The sequence below is a fragment of the Occultella kanbiaonis genome, assembly GCF_009708215.1.
Lineage (GTDB): Bacteria > Actinomycetota > Actinomycetes > Actinomycetales > Beutenbergiaceae > Occultella > Occultella kanbiaonis.
Window position 1 is genome coordinate 3,408,124 of record NZ_CP046175.1, and the last position, 16,462, is coordinate 3,424,585.

Here is a 16,462-nt window from a genome sequence, read left to right on the forward strand (position 1 = left end):
CTCGCTTCGGATCCGTGCCGTCCGGCGCCGCACTAGGCTGCCGTCATGGCAACCCGGGTGGCGATCGTCGGCGGCGGCCACAACGCCCTGGTGGCGGCCGCATACCTGGCCCGCGAGGGTGTCGAGGTCACCATCCTCGAGCGCAGCGACCACGTCGGCGGGGCCGCGGTCAGTGCCCGCCCGTTCCCGGGCGTGGACGCCCGGCTGTCCCGGTTCTCCTACCTGGTCAGCCTGCTGCCGCCGGCCCTGGCAGGTGACCTCGGACTGGACCTCGACCTGCGGTCGCGCCCGACGGCGTCGTACACCCCGTACGCGACCGCGGACGGCTCCGGTGGACTGCTCGTCGAGACGCACCCCGGCGTGGCCACCGCCGCCTCGTTCCGGGCCCGGACAGGCTCCGACGCCGAGTACGACGCATGGCGGGCGTTCTACGCCGGCGCCGACGATCTGGCCGCGGCGCTGGCGCCGACGCTCCTGCAACCGCTGCCGACGGCGGACCACGTCCGGGCGTCGATCGGGCCGCAGTGGTGGTCGGACCTGACCCAGGCGCCGATCGGGTCAACCCTGGAGCGACGGTTCACCGACGATCTGGTCCGCGGCGTGGTCGCGACCGACGCGCTGATCGGGACGTTCGCCTCGCTGCACTCGCCCTCGCTGCCGCAGAACCGGTGCTGGCTCTATCACGTGATCGGCGGTGAGTGGCGGGTGCCGGTGGGCGGCATGGGCGCCGTCACCGGCGAGCTGGAGCGCGTCGCACGGGCCGCCGGGGCAACGATCGTCACCGGGGCGTCGGTCCGGTCCGTCGAGGCCGACGACGGCGGAGCCCGGGTGACGTCGGACGCGGGGGTTCTCGAGGTGGACTGGGTGCTCGGCGGGGTCGCCCCGTACACGCTCGCCGGTCTGCTCGGCGACGAGCCCGGACCGCGCCCGCAGGGGGCGCAGGTGAAGATCAACCTGGTGCTCTCCCGGCTGCCGCGGCTGCGGTCGGGCATCGACCCGGAGGTCGCCTTCGCCGGCACGCTGCACCTGGCCGAGTCGATGACCGAGCTGGAGTCCGCCCACGCGGCGATGGCCGCGGACGCACGCGCCGCCGTCGGCGATGACGGCACCCCGTGCCCGGGCGAGATCTACTGCCACACCCTGACCGACCCCTCGATCCTCGGTGCCGAGCTGGCCGCATCCGGCGCGCACACGCTCACCTACTTCGGGCTGCATCAGCTCGAGGAGGGACTCGCGGACGAGGAGCTGCGCGAACGAGCCTGGCGCCGGTTCCTCGGCAGCATCACCCCGCACCTTGCCGAACCCCTGGAGCCGCTGCTGCTGCGCGACTCCGCCGGCCGTGAGTGCGTGGAGCTCCGTGGCCCCGGGCAGATCGAGGCGGAACTGGGCATGCCCGGCGGGAACATCTTCCACGGGGATCTGAGCTGGCCCTGGCTCGAACCGGGCCGAGCGGGCGAGCCGGGCTCGCCGGCGCACCGGTGGGGCGTGGCGACGGACCACACGAGGGTCCTGATCGCGGGCAGCGGCGCCGTGCGGGGCGGCGCGGTCAGCGGGATCGGCGGGCACAACGCTGCGCACGCGCTGCTCGAGCTGCTCTGACTCAGGTGGCGCTGGAGTAGGTCGTCGGGCCGGGGCGCCCGTCTCCGTCGAAGTCGGGCACGGCCGCGCCGAGGTCCTGCCAGACGAACTCGGGGATCCGCGAGAGGAACCCGTACATGAACGCGACGGTCTGGTCGATCACGGCCAGGTCGTGTTGCGGGACCGCTACGCGGATCCGCCCGCCCCCCATCGAGAACGGGACCGGCTGGACCTGCATGAGGTACTCGATCTGACGGGGGTGGATCACGTCGGAGGCGAACTTCGGCACGTCCGAGCGCACGTCGAAGCGCTCGTTGAACGCGGCCAGTTCGGACTCCACCCGGTCCCCGCGCCCGAACCACTTGCCCAGGGCACGGTTGCCGGTCACCTCCAGGTACGGAGTGGGGACACCGAGGCTCATGTCGAAGATGGATTCCTCGTGGTTGTCGGTCTCGGTGCGCGTGGTCGTGTTGCCGTTGGAGTCCGTGCTGGTCACGGTCCGGGTGGTCTGCCAGTGGTGCTTGAAGGCGACGAACGGCAGCGGGCCGACCTCGCAGCTCACCACGTTGACGATCCGGTGGTTCTGACCGCCGCGGGTCACGTCGACGACGTTCATCAAGCGGTCGTCCCTGTCGCGGAACTGCCAGTGCGGCCGCCGGTAGAAGCCGACCCACTGCTCCGGTGCCGGGCGGCGGAACGCGTCGAGTGCGCGGGGGTCGAGAGAGCGTGCGATGGCCACCATGGCGTCGAGGAACCGGTCGAGCTCCGCGGCCTCCTTCGGCGCACCGAGCACCACGAGCTGATCACCGTCGATGGAGAGGTCGATGCCGGCGTTGGCCTGCGCGAACGCGGTCACCGCCGCCCCGGCGCCGGCCTGGACCGCCCGGGCGAACTCGGCGTCGTCGCTGAGCACGTGCCACTGTCCGGTCGACGGCTGCTGGGCAGCCTGGGTGCCGGGGCGGGCTCCGACGGTGGTCAGGAACAGTTCCGGCAGCGGCAGTTGCAGGCGCATCGCCGCGACGCGGAACCTGCCGACCCGGCACTTGTACTCGAACACCTGGAACGGGACCCCTTCGCGCGCCCCGGAGATGTGCTCGTCGGTGCTCCGGTCGAACCCGAGCCCGAACGGGGGCACCGTCAGCCCGGCGGCGATCGCGAGCGCCGGCGTGGAGTCGAACACCCAGCCGCGGTCGGTGAGCGACTTGATGTAGCCCACCCGGCGGCGCCAGAAGAAGATGCCGATGCCGCCCCCGACGACGAGCACGGCGAGGACGATGATCAGGACAACGGGTGGGTTGCTCACCGAAGCGATGATGCCGCAATCGGGCCGACCCGGCCGACACTCGGCAGGTGAGTTCTGCCCACGTCCGTCCCACCGCCGAGGCAGCGGGCCGGAAGGTGCACGGCCGACGCGGGTGATGGTCCGGTGCTGGGCGGATCTGGTGAAGTTCGCCCGGCGGCCGCACCAGGGCGGGGCACCTGGGGTTCGATCGTGCCCATGGAACACCCACCCGAGTCCCCCGTGCGAGCGCCGCGGCGGCGGGCGGCCGTAGCGGTGGGGCTCGTCGCCGTGATCGCCGCGGGGCTCGCCCTGCAGCTCGTGCGACACCTGCCGGGCGCGGACGTCGCGGGCACGGCGGCCTACGCCGTCGCCGCCGTGCTCGCCGTCACCCTCGTGCGGCCACGCTGCCCGGCCTGGGCCGTCGCGGCCGCTGGCACCGGCGCGGTGTGCGCGGTGGAGGTCGCGCAGCTGACGCCGCTGCCGGGCGCGATCTCCGAAGCGTTCCCGGCGGCCCGGCTGCTCCTCGGTGCGAACTTCGACCCGGTGGACCTGGCCGTGCTCGCCGTCGCCGGCGGACTCACGGGACTGCTGCTCGCCGGTGCACGGCGGGCGACTCTGAATCGTGACCTGCGCGGCACCGGCTTCCCGAACTGAGTCCGAGGGTGCGTTCGTGCGGCGAATCGGCACCGTGCGTCGCAGAAACGCACACCCGCAGCAGGCAGGGCTCAGCCAAAGGTGCGGTCGTGCGGCGAATCGGCCCCTATCGCCCGCAGAACCGCACTCTCGCAGCAGGCACGGTCGAGGCGGCGGGATCAGTCCGCGGCCGCGTCCCAGCGACCGAGCCGCTGCGCCAGGACCGCGACCGCGATGGGCCCGGCCGTGGAGGTGCGCAGCACGTGCGGGCCGAGCCGGACCGGCTGCGCACCGGCCCCCTCGAGGGCCGCGATCTCGGCGTCCGAGAGGCCGCCCTCCGGGCCCACCACGAGGAGCACCTCGAGCGCATCCGCACCGACGGCCGCGCCGGCCACAGGAACGGTGGCCCCCTCGTGCAGGACGAGCACCGCGCCGCCGTCGGCGACCGCCTGCTCGACCCGCCGCACAAGCGCCGCGCCGACGACGAGCTCCACCACCACGGGCACCCGCGCCCGCCGGGACTGCTTCGCGGCGGCGAGCACGATCTGCTGCCAGCGTGCGCGGCCCTTGGCCGCCTTGTCCCCACGCCACTGCGAGACGGATCGCTCCGACTGCCAGGGGATCACGCCGTCGAGCCCCACCTCGGTGCCCGCCTCGATGGCGAGCTCGTCCCGGGAGCCCTTGGCCAGCGCCTGCACCAGCACGATCGCCGGGACCGGCTCGTCCTCGCGGACCACGGCGCTCACGTCGAGCACGACCGCGGCGTCCGACCCGCCGCGGAGGTCGGTGACGGTGCCGCGGGCGCGCACGCCCAGGCCGTCGACCAGGTCGATCTCCTCCCCAGCGCGCAGCCGGCGGACCGTGGCGGCGTGGCGTGCCTCGGGGCCGACGAGCGTGTACCTGGCGCCCGGGGTGAGCGCGTCGAGTTCACCGGCCGGGGCCAGGAACACCGCCGCGGACACCTCAGCGGCCGCCGAACTTCTCGCGCAGTCGGTGCAGCATGCCCGGGTTCGCGGCGGCGAGCCGGGCCTCGGGGCGCTCCTCGCCCCGGGCCGTCGCGAGCTGGCGCAGCAACTGCTCCTGCGCCTCGTCGAGCTTCGTGGGGACCTCCACGTCCACGTGCACGTGCAGATCGCCGCGGCCGTTGCCGTTCAGGTGCCCGACGCCGAGGCCGCGCAGGGTGACGACCTCCTCCGGCTGGGTGCCGGGACGGATGTCCACCTCCTGCGGGCCGTCGAGCGTGTCCAGGTTGAGCATGGTGCCCAGCGCGGCCGCCGTCATGGGCAGCGCGGTGGAGCAGTGGATGTCATCGCCGCGGCGGGTGAAGACGGGATGTGGCTTCTCCCGGATCTCCACGTACAGGTCCCCGGGGGGACCACCGGCCGGGCCGACCTCGCTCTGCCCGCTCAGCTTGATCCGGGTGCCCTCGTCCACACCGGCCGGGATGTTCACGCGCACGGTGCGGCGGGTCCGGACGCGGCCCTCGCCGGAGCACTCGGTGCACGGGTCGGTGATGATCGTGCCGTAACCCCCGCAGACGGCGCAGGCGGCCGTGGTCATCACCTGGCCGAGGAAGGAACGCGCCACCCGCTGCACGGAGCCGCGGCCCTGGCAGGTGTCGCAGGTCTTCGGGTGGGTGCCCGGCTGGCAGCAGGTGCCCTGGCAGGTGGTGCAGACGACCGCGGTCTCCACCTCGAGGTCCCGGGCCACGCCGAACGCCGCCTCGGACAGGTCGATGCTCACCCGCAGCAGGGCGTCCTGGCCGCGGCGCGAGCGGGGCGCCGGACCGCGCTGACCGGTGCCGCCGGCCGCCGCCTGGAAGAACGTCTCGAAGATGTCGGAGAAGCCGCCGAACCCGGCCCCGCCGGCGCCGCCCATCCCGGGCATGCCGCCACCCATGTCATACGCGCGGCGCTTCTCCGGGTTGGAGAGCGTGTCGTGGGCAGCAGTGATGTTCTTGAACTTCTCCTCGCTCGCCACGCCGGCCACATCGGGGTGATGCTGGCGGGCGAGCTTGCGGTACGCGCGCTTGATCTCCTCCGTGCTCGCGTCGCGGGACACGCCGAGGATCTCGTAGTAGTCGCTCACAGGTCACTTTCGTCGCTTGGGGATCGGAGACGTGCAGGGCGGCACGGGGCCACCGGAAGATCAGCCGGACAGCAGCCGGGTGAGGTAACGGGCCACGGCTCGCACCGAGGCCATCGTGGTGGGGTAGTCCATCCGGGTGGGGCCGACGATCCCGATCTGCGCGATCGCGTCGGGACCCTCCCCACCGTAACCGCTGGTGATGACGGAGGTCTCGGCCAGGTTGGCGTGATGTGTCTCATGCCCGATCCGGACCGAGAGCGGGCGCTCGCCGTCCTCCTCGGCCATCTCGGACAGCAGCCGGAGCAGCACCACCTGCTCCTCGAGGGCCTCCAGGACGGGGCCGATGGTGCGGGTGAAGTCCAGGTCGGCCCGGGCCAGGTTCGCGGTCCCGGCCATCACGATGCGCTCCTCGGTCTCCTGGGAGACCTCCTCGACCACCGCGTTCGTGACGGCGTCCACGAGCGGACGGTCCTCGGGACCGAACACCTCGGCCAGGTCGCCGAGCACCCTCGGCAGCCTGGCCGCCTGGCGCCCTGCGCCCGCGGCGTTGAGGCGGGCGCGCAGCTCCGCGATGAACGTCGGGTCCAGGTCGGTGAGCGACTCGACCGTGCGCTGCTCGACGCGGCCGTTGTCCGTGATGATCACGACCATCAGGCGACGCTGCCCGGTCGGCACGAGCTCCACGTGCCGCAGCGTGGAGCGCCGCAGCGACGGGTACTGCACCACGGCCACCTGCTGGGTGAGCTGGGCGAGCAGGCGCACGGTGCGCTCGAGGGCGTCGTCGAGGTCCACCGCGCCCTCGAGGAGCTCGGTGATCGCGCGCCGTTCCGCGGCAGAGAGCGGCTTCATCACCGAGATCTGGTCGACGAACAGCCGGTAGCCCTTGTCCGTGGGGATCCGCCCCGCCGACGTGTGCGGCTGCGCGATGTACCCGCTGTCCTCCAGCGCGGCCATATCGTTGCGGATCGTTGCCGGGGACACGCCGAGGTTGTGGCGCTCCACGAGGTTGCGCGATCCGACCGGCTCCCGGCTGCGCACGAAGTCCTGCACGATCGCACGCAGCACATCCAGCTGCCGCTCCGAGCTCATCCGGGTCCTCCTCCCGATCACGCGATTGTCCGCGACCCTACGTCAGCGCGCCGTTGGGCCCCGACGTCAGCACTCGCGTGCCACGAGTGCCAATTCTACGCGTCGGTCCGACAACTCCCGGCGGCGCGTGCGTAACCTCACTCGGGTGAGTTCCGATCGGTATGGCAGATATGGCCAAGACGTCCTGACCAACGACCCGCACGCCGGCCGCACCCCCCGCACCGTCGACACCCCCGCCGAGCCCGGCCTCGTGGTCGAGGACGTCGAGACCGGCTGGGTCGGGGCCGTGACGCGGGTCGAGAAGAGCGGCGGCACCCACGTGGTGGTGCTCGAGGACAACCGGGGCCGCACCCGCACGTTCAGCCTCGGGGCCGGGTTCTGGGTGGACGGCAAGCCGATCCGTCTGGTCCCCTACCGCAAGCCGCAGGCGCCGCCGACGGCGCAGCGCACCGCGAGTGGGTCCCTCGCCGTTCCCGGTGCCCGGGCCCGCGTGGCCCGGGCGTCCCGGATCTGGGTGGAGGGCCGCCACGACGCCGAGCTGGTCGAGAAGGTGTGGGGCGAGGACCTGCGACTGGAGGGCGTGGTCGTCGAACTGCTCGACGGCGTCGATCACCTCGTCGAGATGCTCGCCGAGTTCGGGCCCGGGCCGGGACGACGCGTCGGCGTCCTCGTGGACCACCTGGTCCGCGGCAGCAAGGAGTCCCGGATCGCGGCGGAGGCGGTGCGCCCGCACGGCGCCGAGCACGTGCTCGTGGTGGGCCACCCGTACGTCGACGTGTGGCAGGCGGTGCGTCCGGCCCGCGTCGGGCTGGACGAGTGGCCGCACATTCCCCGGGGCACCGACATCAAGTACGGGACCCTCGCCGCGCTCGGCTGGCCGGCGCAGGACCAGGCGGACGTCGCCCGCGGCTGGAAGCGGATCCTCGGCACGGTGCGCGACTACCGCGACCTCGAGCCGAGCCTGCTCGGCCGGGTCGAGGAGCTCGTGGACTTCGTGACCGCCCCCTGAGCAACCGAGGGGGCCACCCGCCCGAGGTAGTCCCTCACGCCCGCGGGCAGTGCCTGGCGCCCGAGCAAGGACGAGGTACCGGACTTCCTCGGGCGCGGGGTGCTGGGTCACCGGCGGCGCGGCGACCCGCCGGGGTATGCGTGAGGGCCCGCGCACCACGTGGGTGATGCGCGGGCCCTCGGTGTCCTGGGAGCGTTCCGGCTCTGTCGTGGCGACGCTCGTCAGGGCAGGGTCACTTGGGGGCGACCGGCTGGCCGCTCTGCGTCTTGTAGGCGTAGGTGATCGCCACATACGTCATCGGGACCGTGATGAACCAGCCGAGCAAGCACGGGATCGCGCCGAGGATGTTGATGCCGATCATGGCCAGCGCCAGCAGCAGGTTGCTGCCGAGGTTCTGGGTGATCAGCTGCACCGAGCCCTTGATGCCCTCGATCCAGGCGATGCCGCGGTCGATGAGGATCACGTAGGTGAACGCCACCAGGAACGAGGCGATGGCGACCAGGATGCCCAGCGCCGGAAGCAGTGCCTGGATCACACCGGTGACGACCGCCCAGACCAAGGCGAAGATCGCGACGTTCGCGAAGTTGTTCACCGAGAAGAACTCACCGACGGCGGGCTTGCGGCCCGTGATCTCCTTCAACGCGCCCTGGAACAGCATCGCGCCGATGAACGCACCGAGGAGCGCGGTCAAGAGCCCGGAGATCAGTCCGAGCACGGTGAACTCACCGGTCATCGTCGAGTAGTCGAACCCGCCCTCGGTGACCACCCGGGTGGTCGGGTTGAGCAGACTCAGCAGGATCGAGCCGACGACCAGGATCAGCATGAGCAGCACCCAGCCACCGAGGTTGCCAGTCACCGTCTTCCACGCGTAGCCGACCGCGTCACCGACGGCGAACGGACGCTGCTGCAGCTGCTGGGCGTACGGGTCGCCGCCCCAGGCCTGACCCTGCGGCGGGCCGCCGTAGCCGGCGCCGGGAGCGCCGTACTGGCCGTACTGGTCCGGTCCGGGGGGCGGGGCCTGCGGGAAGCCACCCTGCTGCGGGCTCGGGTACGCACCCGGGGGCTGCGGTGCCTGGCCGTAGTTCGGCGGCTGCCCGCCGGGGGGCTGAGCCGGGTTCTGACCGGGCTGGCCCTGGCCGTAGTTCGGCGGCTGCTGGCCGGGCTGACCCTGGTTCGGTCCAGGCTGACCCTGGCCGTAGCCCGGGCCGGGCTGACCCTGACCGGGAGGAGGCGGAACGGGGGGCACGCCGCCCTGCCCGTTCGGGTTGTTCGGGTCGGGGGGAAGCTGACTCATGGTTCTCCCTGCCTGGGATGAGAAAAACGGATGACGGCGTAACCGTAGCGACTCCTGGCCTGCTCGTGCACAAGGCGTGCCCGGTTTCTCCCGAATTTCGTCACATGCGCGCAGAGCTCAGCCGGTCAGCGCACGCACCACGGTGTCCGCGAGCAGGCGCCCACGCAGCGTCAGCAGGGCCAGCCCTGCGGCGGCGGGTTCGGCCTCGATCAGGCCGTCCTCGACCAGGGTCGGCAGCCTGCCCCGGAGGTCTGTGCCGACGTCGAGCCCTTCGGCCAGGCGCACGCCGAGCAGGACCCGCTCGTCCTCACGCTGGCCCAGGGTGAGCGTCTCGCTCTCGGCGACGGGCAACTGGCCGGCGTCGACCCGCTCCGCGTACGGGCGGGGGTGCTTGACGTTCCACCACCGGTGCCCGCCGATGTGCGAGTGCGCCCCGGGTCCGACGCCCCACCAGTCGTGCGAGCGCCAGTAGGCGATGTTGTGGCGGCACCGGTCGGCGGGGGTGCGGGCGAAGTTCGAGATCTCGTACCAGTCGTAGCCGGCGCCGGCGAGGGCTGCGGCGGCGATCTCGTACTTGGTCGCCTCGTCGTCCGGATCCGGCATCGGCAGCAGCCCGCGGCGCACCTGGGCGCCCATCTTCGTGCCCGGCTCCACGGTCAGCGCGTACGCGGAGACGTGGTCCGGTTCGAGCGCCAGGACCGTGTCAAGGCTGGTGCGCCAGTGGTCGAGGGTCTCCCCCGGCGTGCCGTAGATCAGGTCGAGCGAGACGCGCAGCCCGGCGTCCCGCGCCCAGGTGACCACGTCCGGGATCCGCCGCGGGTCGTGGGTGCGCTCGAGGGTGCGCAGCACGGACGGCACCGCGGACTGCATCCCGAAGGACACCCGGGTGAACCCCGCCCCGGCCAGCTCCGCCAGGTCCGCGGCCGTGACCGAGTCCGGGTTGGCCTCGGTGGTCACCTCGGCGTCCTCGGCCAGACCCCAGGCCTGCCCGACGGCGTCCAGCAGCCTGGTCAGGTCGACCGCGGGCAGCAGGGTGGGCGTCCCGCCACCGAGGAAGACGGTCGCGACGTGCCGGTCCGGTAGGCCGACCTCCCGCATGGCCGACGCGGCCAGCTCGATCTCGCCGATCGCCGTCGTGGCGTAGTTCGCTTGGGACGCGCCACCACCGAGCTCGGTGGCCGTGTAGGTGTTGAAGTCGCAATACCCGCACCGCACCGAGCAGAACGGCACGTGCAGGTACACCCCGAAGTCACGCTCTCCCGAGCCGTCGACGACCGAGCCGGGCAGCGGCCCCGTGCTCACTTGCCCGAGGGGGGCTCCGAGGACAGCGCGGCCACGAACGCCTCCTGCGGGACCTCCACCCGGCCGATGTTCTTCATCCGCTTCTTGCCCTCCTTCTGCTTCTCCAGGAGCTTGCGCTTACGGGAGATGTCTCCGCCGTAGCACTTGGCGAGGACGTCCTTGCGCATCGCGCGGATGGTCTCGCGGGCGATGATCCGGGCGCCGATGGCCGCCTGGATCGGCACCTCGAACTGCTGCCGAGGGATCAGCTCCTTGAGCTTGCCGGTCATCATCACGCCGTAGGCGTAGGCCTTGTCCCGGTGCACGATCGCGGAGAACGCGTCCACCTGCTCGCCCTGGAGCAGGATGTCGACCTTGACCAGGTCCGCGTCCTGCTCGCCGCTGATCTCGTAGTTCAGGGACGCGTACCCGCGGGTGCGGGACTTCAGCTGGTCGAAGAAGTCGAAGATGATCTCCCCGAGCGGCAGGATGTAGCGCAACTCGACGCGCTCCTCGGAGAGGTAGTCCATGCCCTGGAGGGTGCCGCGACGGCCCTGGGCGAGCTCCATGATCGTGCCCACGAACTCGCTCGGCGCGAGCAGCGTGGCCTTGACGATCGGCTCGGTGACGGTCTTGACCTTGCCGGTCGGGAACTCGCTCGGGTTCCGGACGGTCACCTCGGTGCCGTCCTCCATGGTGACCTGGTAGATCACGTTCGGGGCGGTGGAGATCAGGTCGAGGTTGAACTCGCGCTCGAGTCGCTCGCGCACGATCTCCAGGTGCAGCAGCCCGAGGAAGCCGATCCGGAACCCGAACCCGAGCGCCACGGAGGTCTCCGGCTCGTACGCGAGGGCGGCATCGTTGAGCTTGAGCTTGTCGAGGGCGTCGCGCAGCACCGGGTAGTCGGAGCCGTCGATCGGGTACAGGCCGGAGTACACCATCGGCTGTGGGTCCCGGTAGCCACCGAGGGACTCGGTCGCCGGCTTGGCCGCGTTCGTGACCGTGTCACCGACCCGGGACTGGCGCACGTCCTTCACCCCGGTGATCAGGTAGCCCACCTCGCCGACGCCGAGGCCCTGGGTGGGCTGCGGCTCGGGCGAGCTCACGCCGATCTCGAGGAGCTCGTGGGTCGCGTTCGTGGACAGCATCCGGATCCGCTCGCGCGGGGACAGCTGACCGTCGACCACTCGCACGTAGGTGACCACGCCACGGTAGGTGTCGTAGACGGAGTCGAAGATCATTGCCCGGGCCGGTGCGTCCGGGTCCCCGACGGGCGGCGGGACCTGCGCGACGATCGCGTCCAGGAGCGTCTCGACGCCGACGCCGGTCTTCCCGGAGACCTGCAGGCAGTCCTCGGGCTCCCCGCCGATCAGCGTCGCGAGCTCCTCGGCGAACTTCTCCGGCTGGGCGGCGGGCAGGTCGATCTTGTTCAGGACCGGGATGATCGCGAGGTCGTTCTCCATGGCGAGGTAGAGGTTCGCGAGGGTCTGCGCCTCGATGCCCTGCGCGGCGTCCACGAGCAGCACGGCACCCTCGCACGCGGCCAGGGACCGGGACACCTCGTAGGTGAAGTCGACGTGCCCGGGGGTGTCGATCATGTTCAGCGCGAAGGCGGTCTCACCCACCTGCCACGGCATCCGCACGGCCTGCGACTTGATCGTGATGCCGCGCTCACGCTCGATGTCCATCCGGTCCAGGTACTGGGCGCGCATGGACCGTGCGTCCACGACACCGGTCAGCTGGAGCATCCGGTCCGCCAGCGTCGACTTGCCGTGGTCGATGTGCGCGATGATGCAGAAGTTGCGCAGCAACTCCGGTGGCGTCGACGCCGGCTGGATGCGGGCGTTTGCGGCCGGGGTGGCGATGGGTGGCACGGCAGGGAACCTCGACGTCTGATGGTTGGCGGAACTGCTGGACGGGACTGCTCCCATGGTCCCACGCCGGAGGTCTCGGCCCGCAATCGCCGAGAATCGCGGGACGTGCGGCACAATCATGGACATGAGTTCACTCGGCGACTCGATGGGGAACCTGGCCGCCTTCACGGGCCGGCTGCTCGGCGGCCCGAGCAAGTTCCTGATCATCGTGGCGACGGCGGTGCTCACCCTCGCGCTGATCCTGGACGTGGTGCTCCTCACCTCCCCGGGTGGCCCCGGCGTCGCCGGATCGGTGGCGCTGCTCGCGCTGCCCGCTCTGCTCGCCGTACCGGTGGTGGTCCTGGCGGTCCGGCGACGGCGGTGGTTGCGTGCCGTCTCCTCGCTCGGTGAGCACCGGGTCGTCTCGATCGAGCCCGGGGCACGGCTGAGCACCGGTGACGCCCTGGTGGAGCGGGTCGAGGAGGACATGCGCGGGCGCGCCGGCGAGGACGACGTCAACGCCGTGTTCGACGCGTTCTCCGAGGCCGCCGTGACCGGCTCCAGCAAGGGCGCCGGCGCCCGCCTGACCCGGATCCTCGGCGTCGGCAGGCTCGGCATCATCGGGCGCGCGCTCGCCCGGGTGGACCAGGCTCAGCGCGCCCTGCTCGCCGCGGCCGGCGGGCCGGTCGCGGCGCCGTACCTCAAGGACGACCTGCGGGTCACGCTCGCCGCGGCGCTCGGGGTGTTCGTGGCCATCCCGATCGCCTCGCTGATGGCGATCATCCTCGCGCTGGTGCTGCTCGCCCGCTGACGCCGGGTCGAGCGAGCCGGTCCCCGGCGAGCGAGCCGCCCGCCCCCGGGTCTCGGTCGGCTGAGATGCGCTCGCTCGGCCGGGGGTCACGTCTCCTGCGTGATGCGCACCTCGACCTGCTGGGTCGAGGCCCCGCCGCCGGCGTAGACGCCCCGGATCGGGGTGACGTCGGCGTACTCGCGGCCGCGGCCCACCACCACGTGGTGCCCCTCGGGCGTGATCAGGTTCGTCGGGTCGTAGCCGAACCAGTCCCCGCACCAGTACTCGATCCAGGCATGCGACTCCCCGGTCACGGCCACCCCGATCTCCGCGGAAGTGGTCCGTGGGTGCAGGTAGCCGGACACGTACCGGGTCGGGATGCCGACACTGCGCAGGGTGCCGGCCGCGAGGTGGGCGAGGTCCTGGCACACCCCCTTGCGCGCCTGCCAGGCCTCGACGGCGCGGGTGTGCACCCCGGTCACGCCGGGGACGTACTCCACCGCCTCGCGCAACGCCCCGCAGACGGCGAGGGCCGCGTCCTGCGGTGTCGCGCCGTCGGCGTGGGCGCGGGCCAGCTCACGCAGCTCCTCGTCCGGTTCCGTGGCCGTGGTGACGGCGAGGAACTCCGACATCCGGTCGACCAGGTCGGGGGCGTGCAGCGTGTCCCAGCCGGCTGTGGCCCCGCCGAGCAGCACCGGTGACACGTCCACCCGGGACTCGGACACGACGACCAGCTCGTCGTGCGCGGTCAGGGTCTCGAACGCCGTCACGGTCGCGCCCCAGTAGTCCCGGTACTCGGTGCTGAAGGTGCTCGGGGTGGCGGTCAGGCGGGCCTCGAGGACGGTCTGGCCGGGCAGGTTGGCCGGGCGCATCCTGGCCTCGTTGTAGGACGCCGAGACGGTCCGGGCGTAGGTGTAGTGCGTCGTGTGGACGATGTGCAGCCGGCTCACATCCGGCCTCCGATCCAGTCGTCGGTGGCGCCCGAGGGGAAGTACCGCAGCCGGATCGCGTCACTGGCCTCCGAGCAGCCCTGCTGGAGCCGGGTCATCTCCGGGGCCAGGTTGCCCAGCAGGGTCAGCAGGGGCTGGTACTCGATCCCGGACCGGATCCGGCCGATGATCATGCGCGCGTCGCCCGGGTAGTGTCCGCGCGGGTCCGCCGGCTCCAGGCGGGTCAGGCACGTCTCCGCCTCCTCGAGGGAGAACAGCACCGACCGCGGGAACAGCCGGTCCATGAGCAGGAACTCCGCGGCGAGGGTGTCCGAGTCGCGGCCCCGGTAGGTGCGCAGGAACGCCTCGTGGGCGCCGCACGAGCGCAGCATCGTGGTCCAGCCGGGGCCGTTCGCCCCGGACACGGCGCGGGACGCGATCAGCCGGGCGGTCATGTCCGCCCGCTCCAGCGCCCGCCCGAGGAGCAGGAAGTGCTGCGTGCCGTCCCTGCGGGTCGAGGACTGCACCAGGCCGGCCACGATCGCGGCCCGCTCCCGCACCCACGCGAAGAAGTCGTGCGGGGTCGAGGCGCTGATCTGGCCCGGCAGCGAGTTCCGGGTGGTGTTCAGGCACTCCCACATCTCCGAGGAGAGGGTCTCCCGGGCCCGGCGGGCGTTCTCCCGGGCAGCCGCGAGCGCCCCGGCGATCGCCCCGGGCGAGGTCCTGTCGTAGGCGAGGGTCTGCAGGACCGTCTGCCGGGTCACCTCCACCCCGGGCGGCGGCGCCGCGGCCCCCATCACCCCGAGCAGCGAGCGGCAGGCCTGGTCCTCCTCCATCCACGGGTCCTCCAGCTGGTGCTGCAGGTGCGCGTCGAGGATCCGGGCGGTGTCATCGGCCCGTTCCACGTACCGGCCGATCCAGAACAGGGACTCGGCGATCCGGCTCAGCATGCGAGCGCTCCGTCCGGGTCGGACGCGGTGGGCTCATCCGAATCGGCTTGTTGCTGCTGTTGTGTCTGTTCGCTCAGCGTGCCGTCGTCGCTGGGATTGAAGTCCAGACGGACCCCCTGGACCGGGTGCGGATGAGCGCCCGAGCCGGGCGCCGCCGTCGCCCCGTGGTGCGGATGCAGCTCGGGAGACCTGCGCTCCGCACCGAGCACCCAGGTGTCCTTGGACCCGCCACCCTGGGAGGAGTTCACGACCAGCTGGCCCTCGGCGAGCGCGACCCTGGTCAGCCCGCCGGGCAGCACCCAGACCTGTTCGCCGTCGTTGACGGCGAACGGCCGCAGGTCCACGTGCCGTGGCCGCAGGGAGTCGCCCGCGAGGGTCGGCACGGTGGACAGCTGCACCACCGGCTGCGCGATCCAGCCACGCGGGTCCGCCGCCAGTCGGACCCGGGCCTCGTCGAGCTCGTTCCGGCTCGCCGCGGGGCCGATGATGATGCCCTTGCCACCGGAGCCGTCCACGGGCTTGACCACGAGCTCGTCGAGCCGGTCCAGCACCTCCGCGAGTGCGTCCGGCTCCTCCAGCCGCCACGTGTCCACGTTCTTCAGGATCGGCTCCTCGCCGAGGTAGTAGCGGATCAGATCCGGGACGTAGGTGTAGACGAGCTTGTCGTCGGCGACGCCGTTGCCGACGGCGTTCGCGATCGTCACCGCCCCGGCGCGAGCCGCGCCGATCAGCCCCGGGCAGCCGAGCAGCGAGTCGGGGCGGAACACCACCGGGTCGACGAAGTCGTCGTCGACGCGCCGGTAGATCACGTCCACCCGGCGCCGGCCCTCGGTCGTCCGCATGTAGACCTTGCCGCCGGAGCAGATCAGGTCCCGGCCCTCGACCAGCTCCACGCCCATCAGGCGGGCCAGCAGCGAGTGCTCGAAGTAGGCGCTGTTGTAGACGCCCGGGGTCAGCACGACCACGACGGGCTCGTCGACGCCGGGCGGCGCGGCCGCGCTGAGGGCGGCCAGCAGCCGGCGTGGGTAGTCCGCGACCGGCCGGATCCGCATCGTGGAGAACAGTTCCGGGAACGACTGCGCCATCGCGCGCCGGTTCGAGAGCACGTAGCTCACGCCGCTGGGCACCCGCACGTTGTCCTCGAGGACGCGCCAGCCGCCGGCGCTGTCCCGGATCACGTCGATGCCGGCCACGTGCACCCGCACCCCGTTCGGTGGGTTGATCCCGCGGGCTGCGCGCACGAAGTTCGCCGAGGAGACGATCAGGGAGCGTGGCAGCACCCCGTCGGTGATCGCCCGCTGACCGCCGTAGACGTCCTCCAGCAGCGCCTCGAGGGCCCGCACCCGCTGCGCGACGCCCGGGGCGAGCAGATCCCACTCGGCGGCGTCGATGACCCGCGGCACCGAGTCCAGCGGGAACGGCCGCTCCTCCCCGCCGACGTCGAACGTGACGCCCTGCGCCAGGTAGGAGCGGGCCAGCGCGTCCGCGCGCAGCCGCAGCTCGTCGGCATTGAGGGTGCCCACCGTTCGGTGCACGTGCCGGTACGGCGCACGGACGGCGCCGCTCTCCATCATCTCGTCCCACGCGACGCCGGCGGGGTATCCCTCGAACAGGTCGGCCATGTGCGGAAACTACCCGCTGGATGTGTCTGGCGCGTGTCGACGCGCACCCGGGCCGCGCGCGACG

General features: G+C 72.2%; 14 protein-coding genes. 4 read left to right on the top strand and 10 right to left on the bottom strand.

Translation table 11 applies throughout. The annotated features are described in order from the left end of the window. The first annotated feature begins 45 nt into the window (after positions 1–45). Positions 46–1,599, top strand: a complete 1,554-nt coding sequence (locus GKS42_RS15710) for a phytoene desaturase family protein (RefSeq protein WP_154794679.1) — start codon at positions 46–48, stop codon at positions 1,597–1,599. Between the two features lies 1 nt (position 1,600). On the opposite strand, the gene GKS42_RS15715 is transcribed toward GKS42_RS15710, so the two are convergent. After that, entirely contained in the window at positions 1,601–2,881 is a 1,281-nt protein-coding gene (locus GKS42_RS15715; RefSeq protein WP_154794680.1) for a hypothetical protein, read from the bottom strand. A 195-nt stretch (positions 2,882–3,076) separates the two neighbouring features. Here GKS42_RS15715 and GKS42_RS15720 point away from each other — a divergent pair, with 195 nt between their 5' ends. After that, positions 3,077–3,514 carry a DUF2809 domain-containing protein gene (locus GKS42_RS15720; protein ID WP_154794681.1) on the top strand — a complete coding sequence of 146 codons (438 nt, stop codon included), beginning with the start codon at positions 3,077–3,079 and terminating at the stop codon, positions 3,512–3,514. Between the two features lie 158 nt (positions 3,515–3,672). Here GKS42_RS15720 and GKS42_RS15725 read toward each other — a convergent pair whose 3' ends face one another. Genes GKS42_RS15725 through hrcA form a run of 3 tightly spaced genes read right to left on the bottom strand, consistent with a single transcriptional unit; the run spans position 3,673 to position 6,670 of the window. Continuing rightward, on the bottom strand, positions 3,673–4,443 hold the full coding sequence (locus tag GKS42_RS15725) for a 16S rRNA (uracil(1498)-N(3))-methyltransferase (protein WP_232847691.1): 771 nt from the start codon (positions 4,441–4,443) through the stop codon (positions 3,673–3,675). A 13-nt stretch (positions 4,444–4,456) separates the two neighbouring features. After that, on the bottom strand, positions 4,457–5,581 hold the full coding sequence (gene dnaJ, locus GKS42_RS15730; RefSeq protein WP_154794683.1) for a molecular chaperone DnaJ: 1,125 nt from the start codon (positions 5,579–5,581) through the stop codon (positions 4,457–4,459). Between the two features lie 60 nt (positions 5,582–5,641). Beyond that, on the bottom strand, positions 5,642–6,670 hold the full coding sequence (hrcA, locus tag GKS42_RS15735; RefSeq protein WP_154794684.1) for a heat-inducible transcriptional repressor HrcA: 1,029 nt from the start codon (positions 6,668–6,670) through the stop codon (positions 5,642–5,644). Between the two features lie 145 nt (positions 6,671–6,815). Here hrcA and GKS42_RS15740 point away from each other — a divergent pair, with 145 nt between their 5' ends. Then, the gene (locus tag GKS42_RS15740; protein ID WP_154794685.1) at positions 6,816–7,679 is read left to right on the top strand and encodes a DUF3097 domain-containing protein; all 864 of its coding nucleotides are present in this window, start codon (positions 6,816–6,818) and stop codon (positions 7,677–7,679) included. 232 nt (positions 7,680–7,911) lie between these two features. Here the strand turns inward: GKS42_RS15740 and GKS42_RS15745 are convergent, their stop codons facing one another. The 3 genes from GKS42_RS15745 to lepA form a co-directional block, all read right to left on the bottom strand. Then, a complete protein-coding gene (locus GKS42_RS15745; protein ID WP_154794686.1) occupies positions 7,912–8,973 on the bottom strand; it encodes a hypothetical protein in 1,062 nt (353 codons plus the stop codon). A 117-nt stretch (positions 8,974–9,090) separates the two neighbouring features. Beyond that, complete coding sequence (gene hemW / locus GKS42_RS15750; protein ID WP_154794687.1) at positions 9,091–10,275, bottom strand: radical SAM family heme chaperone HemW; 1,185 nt, start codon at positions 10,273–10,275, stop codon at positions 9,091–9,093. Then, positions 10,272–12,128 carry a translation elongation factor 4 gene (gene lepA, locus GKS42_RS15755; protein ID WP_290368022.1) on the bottom strand — a complete coding sequence of 619 codons (1,857 nt, stop codon included), beginning with the start codon at positions 12,126–12,128 and terminating at the stop codon, positions 10,272–10,274. The genes hemW and lepA overlap by 4 nt, the downstream gene beginning before the upstream one ends. 124 nt (positions 12,129–12,252) lie before the next feature. On the opposite strand from lepA, the gene GKS42_RS15760 reads away from it, so the two are divergent. Then, positions 12,253–12,918, top strand: a complete 666-nt coding sequence (locus GKS42_RS15760; RefSeq protein WP_154794689.1) for a hypothetical protein — start codon at positions 12,253–12,255, stop codon at positions 12,916–12,918. Positions 12,919–13,004: 86 nt separating this feature from the next. On the opposite strand, the gene GKS42_RS15765 is transcribed toward GKS42_RS15760, so the two are convergent. The 3 genes from GKS42_RS15765 to GKS42_RS15775 are packed head-to-tail and all read right to left on the bottom strand — an operon-like array spanning position 13,005 to position 16,398. After that, positions 13,005–13,847, bottom strand: a complete 843-nt coding sequence (locus GKS42_RS15765; protein WP_154794690.1) for a transglutaminase family protein — start codon at positions 13,845–13,847, stop codon at positions 13,005–13,007. After that, a complete protein-coding gene (locus tag GKS42_RS15770; RefSeq protein WP_154794691.1) occupies positions 13,844–14,776 on the bottom strand; it encodes an alpha-E domain-containing protein in 933 nt (310 codons plus the stop codon). The genes GKS42_RS15765 and GKS42_RS15770 overlap by 4 nt, the downstream gene beginning before the upstream one ends. After that, positions 14,770–16,398 carry a circularly permuted type 2 ATP-grasp protein gene (locus tag GKS42_RS15775; protein WP_154794692.1) on the bottom strand — a complete coding sequence of 543 codons (1,629 nt, stop codon included), beginning with the start codon at positions 16,396–16,398 and terminating at the stop codon, positions 14,770–14,772. Before GKS42_RS15775 ends, GKS42_RS15770 begins: the two co-directional genes overlap by 7 nt. Positions 16,399–16,462: the final 64 nt, after the last annotated feature.